Raw genomic sequence first — 14,303 nt, 5'->3', positions numbered from 1 at the left:
AATATAAAATCACTCAGTAGAAACGGACGGATCAGCCTGTTCTTTGACAGGCAGGATTTGAACAAAATGTTGTTCAGGGTTACGTAAAAGAGTACGAAGCTGGTCGGCTTCTTCTTGTTGACCATTTTGCGCAAGGAGATCAGTATATTGACCTAAAAGCTCTTGAATATCCTGTTGACCCTTTTCGGTAATATCCTCAACAGATACTTTCGCCCCTTTGGCCACCCGTCTCTTGATTGCGTCTTTGGTCAGCCCCATTTCTGGTTGATGGCGGACATAAATGACGCCACCCGTCATACCTGCGCAAATCCATGGACCAGGGTCACCTAACACTAACCCGCGGCCGTTTGTCATATATTCAAACGCAAAGCCTTTAATATTAGCGTTTGCTCCAATATTGCCTGTTTCCTCTACAGGAAGAGGTTGTTTCAGCGCTCCACCAATAATTAAATCAGCTCCAGAAAGACGAATTCCGGCACGGGCATCGGCATTCCCTTGTGCAACAAGAAGACCTTTTTGTGCCCCATACCCAAATCCTTTTCCAACGGATCCATTTAAATATTGCCCATTCTTTCCTTTAGACTTTAAGACATGAATATTACCGCCAAATGAAGTCTTACCGACTCCGTCTTGACCGCCGCCGTTAACGGTAATTTCAATTCCCTCGCTATTGTAGGCGCCTAAGCCATTTCCAGGAATAGAACCTTCTTTATACTTTAACTGAACAGGTGCCAGCTGTTTGTATGAACCATCCAGTCTGCCACGGACACGGTGACAAGAAACACGGCTTCCAAGAACTCGCTGGTCTGAAGTTACACTCTCGAATTCGCGAGAGGAATGGAGCTGTTCTACACTTGCATCAAGATATTCAGCGCCCGCTGCTACCTGCATTTGGACTTCTTCAATCGATTTGGAAGCTTCGACTTTTGCAAATTGGCTGATTTCTAATGGTTTTAACAAGTAGGAAAGACTAAGCTGATCCTCGCCCTTAACCTGTTCTAATAATTCAGAATGGCCAACAGCTTCTTGTAAATTTTTGATTCCTAATGAAGCAGCTAGTTCCTTCAATTCGGTTCCAAATGCGGTAAATAAATTCATAATCCCCTGGACAGCTAAATCTAATTGTCTTGGAACAAATCGTCTTAGTCCATGTTCTTTCGCTTGAGCTTCTGATTCTATTTGGGTTGCAATTCCCACATGGCAAGTATCCAAATGGCAGCCTCGGCAAGTCGTACAGCCAATCGCTAGCATCGACAAAGTTCCAAAGCCAACTCGGTTTGCGCCAAGAAGCATAATTTTGATAACGTCCATGGCGCTCTTCATACCGCCATCGGCCCATATTTCAACTTTGTGACGTAGCCCACTCTCTAAGAGGGCATTGTGAGCGGCTTTTACGCCGATTTCCACAGGCAGACCAACGTATTGCAAGGCATGAATTCTTGCTGCACCTGTGCCGCCATCAAAGCCACTTAAGGTGATAATATCCGCACCCGCTTTGGCAATCCCAACAGCGATCGTACCGATATTCGGAACAACAGGGACCTTAACAGCAATTTTTGCTTGGTCGTTGGCTGTTTTTAATTCCAAAATCATTTGAGCTAAATCCTCAATCGAATAGATATCATGGTTGTTTGATGGTGAAATCAAATCAGAACCGAGCGTCGCATTCCGCGCTTCAGCAACCTTTGCGGTAACCTTGGAACCAGGTAGGTGTCCACCCTCACCAGGCTTTGCACCTTGGCCAATTTTAATTTCTAACAAATTAGACGAGTTTAATAGTTCTGCATTGACCCCGAACCGACCAGAGGCGATTTGCTGACCTCTTGTTTTTGGATATTTGCCAAGCATATCCTTAATTTCGCCGCCTTCGCCATTTAAGCTGACCATGTTTAACCGATCTGCACCTTCAGCATAGGCTCTGAAGGCTGTTTCATTTTGCGAACCAAAGGACATCGAAGAAATAATAAACGGTAAATCATGGTCACCGACACGGATATCCACTTCATGCGGAGTAAGTTGTTTAGTACTCTTTTTCAAGTGTACTAAGTGGCGAATCGTGGTCGGATTCTCTCTTTCTTGTTCTGAGATTTTATCACGATAAGCACTGTAGTCACCAGTTGCTGCGACTTCACCAATTGCCTTCCAAATTCGTGGGAAGAGGTGAAAGGTCTTACCGACTCGTTGCTTATCATTTTGATAATCTTCAGCTCTTGTTATGGCATCAAGCTTCATTTTTTCAAAATTAGTTTCGATTTCCTTTGAACCGAAAAAGTTAACGATATTTAACACATTTGCAATTTCTTCATTTAACCCAATACTTGAGAATAATCGTCCGTAACCACGAAGTTCATGGATTCCAATAGTAGAAATGACTTTCTCTAACCCTTTAGTAAGGGCATTGTATAGGTTTGTTAAAGGTTTTGTTGTTTCATCAAGAACAGTTAGGAACATGTAGTATGGGCTAATTAAATCTGCACCTAAACCAAACACAGTGATGACGTCATGGAGCGAACGAATCGCTGCAGACCTTAGAACTAATGAACAGTTTCTGCGCAAATCTGCTTTTACTAAAGCTTGATCAATGGCAGCAGTTACGAGATGCGGGTCAATCCAATAGGAATCTTCTTGATGTGCTTTCGCATCATCAAGGACAAGTAAGGTTTTGCCTGTTTGAACAGCCTGAACTGCTTCACTTGCCAACCGCTCCAATGCTTCATCAAGTTTTTCATTGTTTGCAGAAGTAGTAGAAATAAAAGCTGCTAACCTTTGCTCTTGGAAATGCTGCACGATTTGATCGAAGCTAGGCTGACCTAAGCTCTCTGAACAGGCAAAACCAGCTTTCCCTTCCAAGAGGAGAGGGGTGGTAAGTTCGATTACAGCAGCTGTGCTTTTATTAGAAAATAAACTTGGCCGTTTGCCGATGATGACACGGGTAGAGAAATGCTCTGTTTCTCGGTCACGGTCGATCGCTGGATTCGTAACGACGGCAACACTTTCTTTAATATAATCTGCTATATTCACGCGTTCTGGATTAAGAGCGGCTAGTGGAGCATCATGCCCAAGTGAGCGAATCGGTTCTACACCTTTTTCAGCCATCTGTTCGATTAGTTGGATATGATCACGTTCCCAGCCAAAAGCTTTATACTGTCCGTTATGGATTTTGTCAGGATAACTCATCGTAACTGTTTTAGATAATGTAGGTGCCTGTAAACGAAATCTAGAGTCCTTAATAGCTACTCGTTTCGTAAATCGATCATACACTTCATTTTGATAACGATTTTGTTCATAAACAGCTAACTTTTCACCATTCCACTTGAAACCAACTTTTTCACCAGGTGCCAATGGCTTCGGATCATTCACATATTCACTTGAAGGAATAATTCCTGGCTCAGAAGAAAATAGAAAAGAGCTTTCAGTTTCAAGCATCCAAAGTGGACGTAAGCCGAGTGCATCTACGCTAAATACGGCTTCATCACCATAGCGTGAGATGATTCCAGCTGGTCCTTGGGCAAAATGTCCCCACGCCTCACGAAGATACGTATACAAGTCTTGCAAGTGGGTTGGGTACGCCTTGATTTCATTAATAATAGGCGGGAATAAGAGGTCCATTGCCTCAAATAAGGAATATCCATCACGACAGATTAATGTTTCCATCGTGCGGCTTAAGTCCTGGGAGTCACTGCCATCTTTAACAAGCGGTACACTAATCATTCTTGCTTCATCACGTAGCTTCGAGATCGTATTAATTTCACCGTTATGCCCAAGGACACTAAAAGGCTGTACTCGGAAAAAGCTAGACAGAGTATTTGTTGAATAGCGGTTATGACCTAATGTCATCGTTGAGGCAACGAGTGAACTTGCTAGATCATCGTAATAACGCGGCAGTATATCACCTGCACCCATTACTTTATAGACAACATGGTTTTGGCTAAGTGAGGCAACATGTACATGTTCATTGCTCTCAAAATCTATTAACACATCGAAAAGAGCCTTTGTTAATTCCTGGCCTTTCTTTTCGGAAACACTAGCAAATTGCCAAAAAACAGGGTTTTCCTGAATGGCGATTGGGCCAAGTGCAGAGGAGTCTGTTACTTTATCTGTCTCAAAAACTAACTCTATATCATATTTTTCTAGTTTGTTTACTAATTCTTGTTTGGTAGAATTCCAATCAACTTTTTGACTAATAAATACATGACCTACTGAAAATGATTCATTTTCGACAAGAAGCGGGTCAAGACCTGCCTGACTCAACTTTTGTTTCCAAAGCTCAGTTGGAATATCCATATGAATTCCCACACCATCACCTTCGCCATTAATAAAGCCAGCGCGATGATTCATCGTTACAAGGGCATCTATACAGTCAAAAATATTTTTTCTTGTCGGGATTTTGCTTTTTTCAAGGCAAGCGACAATTCCACAAGCATCGTGTTCTTGTTTATGGAAATCCTTAAATAGGGATGGGGACCATTTTTGTGACATTTTGTTCCGGCTTCATCGGTTCACCGTTAAAGCCGCTTCACCTCCTATGAAACTTTTAGATTAGGAAATTCTCTGTGCAGGGTCATAATACTGTGATACTTAATTGAGGTAATAAATTAAAAAGTCGAAAAACAATAATAATCTTATATTATCATAAGAATTTTCAGAAATCAAATAAATATGCATTGTTTTGGATGCGGAAATGAGTGAAAAAAACAATGGATTAATGCGGAAAGTTATTATTGTAACCGTTTTCAAATAAAAAGAAAAAACAAAAGGGAGTGATTTCCAATCCCTTTTGTGAATAAAATATGCATAATTATTCGGATTTAAGTGAAGAAAATGCATTCCTTACCGCATGTAATGTGGCTTCTACATCTTCCTCCGTATGAGCAATCGTTAGAAACCATGCTTCATATTTAGATGGTGCAAGGTTAATTCCTTGATGGAGCATTAGTTTGAAAAACTTAGCAAACATTTCACCATCGGTATTTTCTGCTTGCTCATAGTTTACGATTTTTTCATTGGTAAAATAAACGGTAAAGGCACCTTTTAATCGGTTGATGGTAATCTGAATATCATATTCTCTGGCAGCTGCTAAGATCCCTTCTTCGAGCATCGCACCTAATCGATCTAAATAATCATAAACTCCTTCTTGCTTTAACACTTCAAGACAGGCAATCCCTGAGAGCATGGAGGCTGGATTTCCGGCCATTGTTCCAGCTTGATAAGCAGGTCCAAGTGGTGCCACGGTTTCCATAATTTCTTTACGTCCACCGTAAGCACCGATAGGCAAGCCACCGCCAATGATTTTTCCAAGGGCTGTTAAATCAGGTTCGATTCCTAATAAGTTCTGAGCTCCACCATACATAAAACGGAATGCGGTAATGACTTCATCATAGATAACTAGTGCTCCTGCCGCATGGGTAAGATCATTGACTTCCTGTAAAAATCCCGGTTTTGGTTCAACGATTCCAAAATTTCCTACGATTGGCTCGACTAATACGGCAGCGATTTGGTCGCCCCATTTTTCCAATGCCGCTTTATAAGGTTCGATATCATTAAATGGCACAGTAATTACTTCATTGGCAATGCTCTTTGGAACTCCCGCGGAATCTGGTGTACCCAGAGTAGAAGGACCAGAACCTGCCGCAACAAGGACAAGATCAGAATGGCCATGATAACAACCTGCAAATTTAATGATTTTATCTCGTCCAGTATAGGCACGCGCCACGCGGATGGTGGTCATGACGGCTTCGGTTCCAGAGTTAACAAAACGGACCTTATCTAATGACGGTATGGCTTCTTTAATCATTTTTGCGAATTTTACCTCGTGAGGAGTGGGCGTTCCATAAAGAACGCCGCTTTCCGCTGCACGTTTAATCGCTTCTGTAATATGTGGATGGGCATGCCCCGTAATGATTGGTCCATATGCTGCGAGATAATCGATGTATTGGTTACCATCCACGTCCCAAAAATAAGCTCCTTGGCCGCGTTCCATTACTACTGGTGACCCGCCACCCACAGCTTTAAAGGATCTTGATGGGCTGTTTACCCCACCAACAATGTGTTGTAATGCCTCATTATGTATTGTTTCGGAATTAGTAAACTTCATTATTTTTCCTCCTTAGATGCATTACTTCTATTTTAGCACTTTTTTCATGGACTGATATCTGTTTTAAATTTTAGAAAATTTGTTGAAGTTCGTGACAGTTGTTTTATCAGGACTATTTGGCTAAACTATTCCTTTAGTGATGCCAGGAGGAATTAGGAATGGAAAATGTCATTGAAGTGAAGAAGTTACGAAAAGAGTTTAAGGCATACTCAAGCCGTGCGGGCTTAAAAGGTGCGTTTAGGGATTTGTTTACGAGAAACTATAAAATTGTCCCTGCCGTTAATGATATAAACATAACCGTAAAAAAGGGTGAAATGGTGGGCTATATTGGGGAAAATGGTGCTGGAAAATCGACAACCATAAAAATGTTGACGGGAATCTTAACCCCAACCTCTGGTGAAATTATCGTAAATGGGATGAACCCCCATAAAGAACGAGAAAAATTTGTGCAAACGATTGGTGTCGTTTTTGGCCAGCGTTCACAGTTATGGTGGGATATTGCCGTTCAAGAGTCATTTCGGTTATTAAAAAAAGTGTATAAGGTATCTGATGAAGATTATGAACAGCATATGCAGCACGTGATCAGAACCCTGGATATTGAACCGCTGTTAGATAAACCCGTTCGTAAATTGTCCCTTGGTCAAAGAATGCGCTGCGAGCTTGCAGCAGCTTTAATCCATAACCCGCCCTTGTTGTTTTTAGACGAACCAACGATTGGATTAGATGTATTAGTGAAACTGAAAATCCGGGAATTCTTGAAGGAAATTAATGAGAAATACAATACGACAATTCTATTAACCACCCATGATTTATCTGACATTGAGGCATTGTGTGAACGGGTTGTTATGCTTGATGAGGGAAAGGTCATTTACGATGGGGCCTTACGGGAGCTTAAGGAAAAATGGGGCGATCAAAAGGAACTTCATTTTCAATTTCTAAAGAAGGTCAATATCAAAACTGTTCAGAATGTAACCAGCGGATTGCCGGTTGAATGGGAAGTTGATGAAAAGGACCAGACCTTTATAGCGATTTTAGAAGATCGTGATGAATTGATTTCGCAGGTTATTGCTAAAGTTGTCGCTGCCTTCAAAATTAAAGATGTAAAAATAAATGAAACGTCAACAGAAGAAATCATTCGCAAAATTTATGAAAAGGGTGCTGTAGAAGTTGGATAAATATATAGAAATGATTAGAATCCGCTTCTTAATGATGCTTGCTTATCGAACAGATTATTATACAGGGATTCTTATTTATAGCATAAATATTGGCGCCTATTATTTTTTATGGAATGCTATTTATGGGGGAAAAGAACAAATCGAAGGTCTGTCGGTTGTGCAAATGACGACCTATGTGGCGGTTTCATGGATGGCTCGAGCCTTTTACTTCAACAATCTTGATCGTGAAATGGCACAGGAGATTATGGAGGGGAAGGTGGCAATTGAGTTAATCCGACCATATAACTACCTTGGTATGAAAACAATGCAAGGTTTGGGAGAAGGGATCTTTCGGCTTTTCTTTTTTTCGACTCCTGGATTAATTATCGTTTATTTCGTTTTCCCAATCCAATTTTCATGGGAACCAAGGGTGTGGGGGTTTTTTGCCATTTCTATCGTATTGAGTTTTCTCATTAACACGCAGCTCAATTTATTGACGGGGATTACCACTTTCTTTCTATATAATAATGCGGGACTGATTCGGGCAAAACGTGTTGTGATTGATTTATTTTCGGGATTGCTTCTACCGATCAGTTTCTTCCCAGGCTGGGCGCAATCAATTATGAAATTCCTTCCCTTTCAAGGAATCAGCTATACTCCTAGTATGATTTTCACCAAAGGGTTTTCACATCAGCAGGCAATTGCAGCGATTGGACAGCAATTGATTTGGGTAATCATCTTAATTTTGCCGATTTATGTGCTTTGGCGTGTGGCGAAGAAACAGCTGATTATTCAAGGAGGCTAAGAGCGATGTTTTATTTATCGATGTTTTTTCAATACCTTTCACAATATTTAAAAACACGACTACAATATCGGGCGGATGTGTTCGTTGAATTTTTATCTGATTTGCTATCACAGGCAATTAACCTTGTCTTTATTTTAGTCGTTTTTGGTCACACCGATTTATTGAATGGGTGGAATCGTGATGAAATTATTTTCATCTATGGCTTTTTTCTTGTTCCGTTTGCGGTGTTTTCGGCATTTTTTAATATTTGGGATTTTAATGAACGATATATCGTCAAGGGAGAATTAGACCGGATCCTAACAAGGCCAATCCATAGTCTTTTTCAAATTATCCTTGAGCGACTTGAGTTAGAATCGTTATTAGGAGCAATTACAGGTCTTGCCGTCATGTTTTATGCAGGAAGTCGGCTTGGAATAAGGATTGATTGGTATGACCCAATCCTGTTTATCATTTTTGTAATCGGTGGGGCTCTTGTGTACGGTGGGGTTTTTATCATGCTGGCCTGCATTAGTTTCTGGGCAGATGCACGCACATCGCTCATGCCGATGATGTACAATATCAGTAATTATGGACGATATCCTGTGAATATCTACAATAAACTCATTCGCTTTGTACTGACCTGGATATTACCGTTTGCCTTTGTAGGAGTATATCCAGCCGCATTTTTTCTTGATAAGGAAGACTGGTATTGGTATTCCTTTTTAACGCCGTTTATCGGAGTATTATTCTTTATTCTGTCGATATGGCTTTGGAATCAAGGGGTTAAAAAATATCGGGGTGCAGGAAATTAAAAATTGACTGTATATTATGTAATGGAAACCGGGCATATGCCCGGTTTTTGATATTTTCTGGTCCAAGCATGCATAGGAATAGAATAACTCGTATTTTAATTAGGAGTGGTCCCGTGTTCTATTTCTTGCTTCCAATCGTTATATTCTGCATCTTTATGAGTTTACGGACGTTATTCATTCCGAACACTATTAGGGGCAAAATTGTCTCAGTAGAAAACTTTCTCTATCTAGGGACGGTTTATTTAACGATCATACTTGGGTTTGGCTTGATCTATCTCCTTTTTAATTTAATTGGGGAGCCGTTACTAAAAGAAATTAATCATCACCCAAAAAGCAATATCTTTGAAACGAGTTTTTATTTCAGTGCGATGACCCTTTTCTCGGTTGGCAATGGTGATGTTCTGCCACAAGGAATGGGACGAATTATTGCTGTTATTGAGGCTTTAATTGGTTATACGCTACCGGCAGCTTTTGTGGCAAGAGTGATGTTAAACCGTGAAAATTAAGCGTTGATTACGAGAAAGTTGTGTTATCTGGAAAGATTCGATACGCTATGTGATAAGTGGTTGTGAACTTATTACAAACATTAGCAAAGGGGAATGAAAATGACTATAGAGATTGGACAACAGGCTCCAAATTTTGAATTAATGAATAGTAATGGGGATAATGTTTCATTATCTGACTTTAGAGGTAAAAATGTCGTTTTATACTTTTATCCAAAGGATATGACCCCGGGTTGTACGACTCAGGCCTGTGATTTTCGTGATTTTCATGAAAGTTTTACAGCTTTAAATTGTGTTATTATGGGCATCAGTCCAGACCCGAAAGAAAAACATGAAAAGTTCATAAATAAGTATGACTTACCATTCTTGCTATTAGTGGATGAAGACCACCATGTGGCAGAGCAATATGAGGTTTGGAAGTTAAAGAATAATTTTGGAAAAGAATATATGGGAATTGAGAGATCTACGTTTGTGATTGATCAAGAAGGTAAATTAGTGAAAGAGTTTCGGAAGGTAAAAGTAAAAGGACACGTCGAAGAAGCGTTACATTTTGTAAAAGAAAAATTAGTTTAATCTGAAATTTAGTAATAGCAACCAAAAAGGATGAGTCTTATTCAGGCCCATCCTTTTATCAGCAGCTGATAGGAAAGTGCTTGTCACCTTGCACATTTTAAATCTCGATAATAATGGGAAGAATCATCGGTTTTCGCTTTGTTTGTTTGAATAGATATTGACTAACCACTTTTTTGATATTCTGTTTAATAACGTTCCATTGACGAATATTTTCGGATTGTAAGTCATTAACTGTCTTTTTGACAAGTCGATTTACTTCTTTTAGCAACACATCTGAGTCTCTTGCATATACAAAACCCCGGGTAATGGTGTCTGGACCGGAAATAATCTTTCTGTCCCCCTTACTAATCGTAATGACAATCACGAGCATGCCATCCTCTGAAAGCTGTTTTCTGTCGCGTAAGACAATTTCTCCAATATCGCCAACCCCCATCCCATCGACATATGTATCCCCGGCTGGAATCGATCGAGTCTGACGGGCAACAGAATGTTCAATATCGACAACATCACCATTTTTTATAATAAATGTATGACCTTTCTCAACCCCAACTGACTCGGCTAACAAACGGTGATGGTGCAGCATTCGATATTCACCGTGAATTGGAATAAAGTAGGTCGGTTTCATTAAAGTAAGCATAAGCTTTAAATCTTCCTGATAACCATGTCCGGAAACGTGCATTCCTGTTGAACTACCAGAGCCATAAATCACCTTTGCGCCTTGTCGAAATAAGTTATCGATGATGCGAGAAACATCCTTCTCATTCCCTGGTATAGGTGATGCGGCTAAAATGACGGTGTCGCCCGGATATATTGCGACATCCCGATAATTACCGCTGGCAAGACGTGAAAGGGCGGCCATTGGCTCTCCTTGACTCCCCGTACATAGGATAACAACTTTTTCAGGAGCGAGTTTATCCACTTCATTTGCTTCAATCAACATTCCTTCGGGAACCTGTAAATACCCGCGCTCAATCGCCACGGAAACCACATTCACCATACTTCGGCCAAGTAATGCTAGCTTTCGGTTCGTTTTTATGGAAGCCTCAACTACTTGTTGGATGCGATTTACATTTGAGGCAAAGGTGGAAATGAAAATTTTCCCTTGAGCCTTTGTGAACGCCTCATACATGTGGTCTCCAACCATCTGTTCGGAAGGGGTTAGTCCTTTTCGTTCAGCATTCGTGCTTTCTGATATTAAGGCTAAAACTCCCTGTTGCCCAATTGAAGCCATTTTATGAATATCGGCAAATTGATTATTTGCTGGTGTTAAATCAAATTTGAAATCGCCTGTATGAACAACATTTCCATCTGGGGTATGGAAAACGATGCCAAGGCAATCAGGGATGCTATGACTTACTCTGAAAAAAGATATTTGAACTTGTCCAAACTCCAAAATCGATTCTGAATCAATCGGGATAAGATTGGTATCTCTCCCCAGGCGATGCTCAACAATTTTTAACTCAATTAAACCAAGGGTAAAACGTGTGGCATAGATGGGGACATTTAGCTTTCTCAAGAAGTATGGAATCCCGCCGATATGATCTTCATGTCCATGTGTAATAAGTAAAGCCCGAATTTTATCTTTATTTTCTTCTAAATAAGAAATATCAGGAATTATTAGATCGATACCTAATAAACTTTCATCAGGAAACTTTCCACCACAATCAATAATAAAGATATCCTCTTCGTATTGAACCACATACATGTTTTTACCAATTTCATTAATGCCGCCAAGGGCGAATATAGATATGTTTTTTTCGGAAGCTAACAACATAACTCCTCCAATCCTAAATAAACATTAGTATTCCCGTATGGTTTTGATTGATGCTCTCGTAAGAAACACTTTGGATTGGCGCATTGAGTAAGTCCGGTTGAAGCCTATTTTCTTTAGAAAAGGCATTTGTCCAATGCAAGTAAGAGGAATTTGAATATCATCTTATTAGGGCATACCTCCTCAGATAAATTTATTGGGTCCATAAGGGCCCCTTTTTTTATTTAGTCAATTTAAAGCATGTGTTAAGTCAATTAAATAAGAAAATTTTCATAGAAATGAAATAATTGACAATGTATATCATAAAATACATACAAACCTTTTTTCATATGGAGGCGGAATTTTGTTGAAGACTAATCTCAATGGGAATGATAAGTTAGAGGCAAACGAGCAAACATTGTATGGAGAAAAAATTAACATTTTGTATTAATGAGATTACAATATTGACAAAAGTATAAATAAGTTAGTAAAATTAATTATAACAATTATAATGTAAGAATATCTTTTAGAAAGAAGGTGCATGGCGATGAAACAATTAAAAGAGGCGTTGGATACCTTGAAGGATACAGGTGTGCGTATTACTCCGCAACGTCATGCGGTACTTGAATATTTAATAAACTCGATGTCACATCCTACAGCAGATGAAATTTATAAGGCGCTTGAAGGGAAATTCCCTAATATGAGTGTGGCAACAGTTTACAATAATTTACGAGTATTTCGTGAAGTAGGACTTGTCAAAGAATTAACATATGGGGACGCATCAGCTCGGTTTGATTTTGTTACTACCCATCATTACCATGTCATTTGTGAAAATTGCGGTAAAATTGTTGATTTTCATTATCCAGGTTTAGATGAAGTAGAGCATCTTGCTTCTCATGTAACAGGATTTAAAGTTGAGAATCATCGTATGGAAATTTACGGTTCATGTCCCGAATGTGCAAGCAAAGAAGTTCATTGAAAAAAGTGCTTGTTAATCAAAAAAGAGGGTGAACTAAACCTTTGGCAAAAGCCACTGGGTTTAGGTCAACCTCATTTTTATTTTCTTGCTTTTTTAGTATTATAGGATTCATCGAATTGTTTTCCATCCAGACTAGGATCAAGGGTTAATGGTTCCCGGCAATACATGCACATATCTACTCTACCAAGCATCTTAGTCATTTTTCCACAGCCTGGGCACTTTACTTGGATGGTCTTTGTTGATAACATACCAATCCAAAAATAGACGACGGTACTAGCAATAATAGAAATAAGACCCAAAAGCATAAAGATGGTCATAATAATCGGTGAAGTCCGAAAAAAGATGCCAATATACATAATGACAAACCCAATAAAAATTAATGATAAGGCAAAGGTACGTATTTTATTTATTTTACTTGAATGTTTAGCCATATTACTCCCTCCTAGTGAAACTATACCATATTTAGATTCTAAATAAAAAATACTATACAAAAAACAATCGTGTGCTTCACTTGTGAAAAAAATGTCGAAATTTGTCCGAAGTGAAAGAAGGAAATTAACCGTCACTGTCGAACATATAATGCTACCAGAAAAAAATGGAGGAATGATGAATGGAAGACATCCTTCGGCCTATTTACCAAGAAAGGGCGAGTCAATCAAATACACTTGGAGTCTTGTTGATTGAAAAGAAACAAAAATCAAGCCATATTACTGATTCATTTGACGTCATATTATTAATTGTTGTGAAAGAGGCAGAACAGCCTTTATTTATAAAACATTATACGTATGATAACAAAAAGGCAGCCATGCATGTCGTTGCTGAATCCTTAATGCAGGAATGGCTTTTGCTTGGTACAAATCGGAGAATATTTGAATGGGTTCATGAAGCAAAAATTCTTTTTGATCGTAATGAATATGTTGCGGATTTAAAAACAGAATTGAGAGAATTTCCGTTTAACGGACGTAAGATTAAAATGGGTTTAGAGTTTGCCAAATTAATTCGTCGCTATGTAGATGGGAAAGCCCTATTCGAAAGTAAACAGTTTTTAGATGCGTATAACCATGTTGTGCATTCATTACATCATCTTGCCAGATTGGCAGTAATAGAAAATGGACTTCATCCAGAGCTTACTGTTTGGCATCAAGTAAAACAAATTGAACCAGAAATCTTTAAATTGTATGAAGAACTCGTTAATAGTGAAGAAACGCTTGAGAAAAGACTTGAGCTACTGTTCCTTGCCAGTGAATTTATGATTCACTCAAGAACAACTATCGGTTCTTCCCACTTATTAGAAGTATTAAGTGGGAAGGAGCATTGGTTGTTTAATGAGATCATGAATGAAGAAGAATTAATACCTTACTCAGTTGATTTAGCCGTATTGCTTGAGTATTTGATTGAAAAACGTTTAATCGAAGTGGTCAATATTGAAACAAAAGGTCATGGTGTTTTTCATAGATGTTATCGAGCCATATAAAATTATCGTAAAAAAGTAAAAAATCTATTGACCATTTATAAATTACTTGGTATATTAATAACCGTCGCTGCGAAGCAATGAAATAAAACTTTCGCAAGTGACGGTTAAAAAGTTATTGACATCATAAAGGTTTTTATGTTAAATTAATAAAGTCGCTTGTGAGTGACTGAAACTTTTGTT

11 protein-coding genes are annotated in these 14,303 nt (G+C 39.1%); 7 read left to right on the top strand and 4 right to left on the bottom strand.

The window, feature by feature from the left end; all coding sequences use genetic code 11:
- Positions 1 to 9: 9 nt before the first annotated feature.
- The gene (locus TY15_RS10745; protein WP_040206470.1) at positions 10 to 4,479 is read right to left on the bottom strand and encodes a glutamate synthase-related protein; all 4,470 of its coding nucleotides are present in this window, start codon (positions 4,477 to 4,479) and stop codon (positions 10 to 12) included.
- 319 nt (positions 4,480 to 4,798) lie between these two features.
- Positions 4,799 to 6,094: a glutamate-1-semialdehyde 2,1-aminomutase gene (locus TY15_RS10740; protein ID WP_040206471.1), complete on the bottom strand. Its 1,296-nt coding sequence runs from the start codon at positions 6,092 to 6,094 to the stop codon at positions 4,799 to 4,801.
- A gap of 158 nt (positions 6,095 to 6,252) precedes the next feature.
- On the opposite strand from TY15_RS10740, the gene TY15_RS10735 reads away from it, so the two are divergent.
- From TY15_RS10735 to bcp, 5 genes are all read left to right on the top strand, one after another.
- Complete coding sequence (locus tag TY15_RS10735; RefSeq protein WP_040206473.1) at positions 6,253 to 7,269, top strand: ABC transporter ATP-binding protein; 1,017 nt, start codon at positions 6,253 to 6,255, stop codon at positions 7,267 to 7,269.
- Complete coding sequence (locus TY15_RS10730) at positions 7,262 to 8,053, top strand: ABC transporter permease (protein ID WP_040206474.1); 792 nt, start codon at positions 7,262 to 7,264, stop codon at positions 8,051 to 8,053. Before TY15_RS10735 ends, TY15_RS10730 begins: the two co-directional genes overlap by 8 nt.
- Positions 8,054 to 8,058: 5 nt before the next feature.
- Positions 8,059 to 8,844 carry an ABC transporter permease gene (locus TY15_RS10725; RefSeq protein ID WP_040206475.1) on the top strand — a complete coding sequence of 262 codons (786 nt, stop codon included), beginning with the start codon at positions 8,059 to 8,061 and terminating at the stop codon, positions 8,842 to 8,844.
- 113 nt (positions 8,845 to 8,957) lie between these two features.
- Positions 8,958 to 9,350, top strand: a complete 393-nt coding sequence (locus tag TY15_RS10720) for a potassium channel family protein (protein WP_040206477.1) — start codon at positions 8,958 to 8,960, stop codon at positions 9,348 to 9,350.
- Between the two features lie 99 nt (positions 9,351 to 9,449).
- On the top strand, positions 9,450 to 9,920 hold the full coding sequence (bcp, locus tag TY15_RS10715; RefSeq protein ID WP_040206479.1) for a thioredoxin-dependent thiol peroxidase: 471 nt from the start codon (positions 9,450 to 9,452) through the stop codon (positions 9,918 to 9,920).
- A 97-nt stretch (positions 9,921 to 10,017) separates the two neighbouring features.
- Here bcp and TY15_RS10710 read toward each other — a convergent pair whose 3' ends face one another.
- Complete coding sequence (locus TY15_RS10710; protein ID WP_179301778.1) at positions 10,018 to 11,694, bottom strand: ribonuclease J; 1,677 nt, start codon at positions 11,692 to 11,694, stop codon at positions 10,018 to 10,020.
- Between the two features lie 517 nt (positions 11,695 to 12,211).
- Between TY15_RS10710 and perR the strand changes: the two genes are divergently transcribed.
- On the top strand, positions 12,212 to 12,649 hold the full coding sequence (gene perR, locus TY15_RS10705) for a peroxide-responsive transcriptional repressor PerR (protein ID WP_040206484.1): 438 nt from the start codon (positions 12,212 to 12,214) through the stop codon (positions 12,647 to 12,649).
- Between the two features lie 77 nt (positions 12,650 to 12,726).
- Here the strand turns inward: perR and TY15_RS10700 are convergent, their stop codons facing one another.
- Positions 12,727 to 13,080, bottom strand: coding sequence for a YgzB family protein (locus TY15_RS10700; RefSeq protein ID WP_040206485.1), 354 nt, complete (start codon positions 13,078 to 13,080; stop codon positions 12,727 to 12,729).
- A 179-nt stretch (positions 13,081 to 13,259) separates the two neighbouring features.
- On the opposite strand from TY15_RS10700, the gene TY15_RS10695 reads away from it, so the two are divergent.
- Positions 13,260 to 14,123 (top strand): nucleotidyltransferase-like protein, encoded by an 864-nt coding sequence (locus tag TY15_RS10695; protein WP_040206486.1) that lies wholly within the window; start codon positions 13,260 to 13,262, stop codon positions 14,121 to 14,123.
- Positions 14,124 to 14,303 lie beyond the last annotated feature (180 nt).

This window comes from Neobacillus jeddahensis (assembly GCF_000612625.1).
In the GTDB taxonomy this organism is placed as follows: Bacteria; Bacillota; Bacilli; order Bacillales; family Cytobacillaceae; genus Neobacillus; species Neobacillus jeddahensis.
Note: the sequence above shows the minus strand (reverse complement) of the source record. Positions and strands in the feature narration are given on the sequence as shown.

Coding starts and splice junctions, on each gene's coding strand:
- TY15_RS10700 (WP_040206485.1), bottom strand. CDS start 13,080: ATGGCTAAACATTCAAGTAAAATAAATAAAATACGTACCTTTGCCTTA.
- bcp (WP_040206479.1), top strand. CDS start 9,450: ATGACTATAGAGATTGGACAACAGGCTCCAAATTTTGAATTAATGAAT.
- TY15_RS10745 (WP_040206470.1), bottom strand. CDS start 4,479: ATGTCACAAAAATGGTCCCCATCCCTATTTAAGGATTTCCATAAACAA.
- TY15_RS10695 (WP_040206486.1), top strand. CDS start 13,260: ATGGAAGACATCCTTCGGCCTATTTACCAAGAAAGGGCGAGTCAATCA.
- TY15_RS10710 (WP_179301778.1), bottom strand. CDS start 11,694: ATGTTGTTAGCTTCCGAAAAAAACATATCTATATTCGCCCTTGGCGGC.
- TY15_RS10735 (WP_040206473.1), top strand. CDS start 6,253: ATGGAAAATGTCATTGAAGTGAAGAAGTTACGAAAAGAGTTTAAGGCA.
- TY15_RS10740 (WP_040206471.1), bottom strand. CDS start 6,094: ATGAAGTTTACTAATTCCGAAACAATACATAATGAGGCATTACAACAC.
- TY15_RS10725 (WP_040206475.1), top strand. CDS start 8,059: ATGTTTTATTTATCGATGTTTTTTCAATACCTTTCACAATATTTAAAA.
- perR (WP_040206484.1), top strand. CDS start 12,212: ATGGCGATGAAACAATTAAAAGAGGCGTTGGATACCTTGAAGGATACA.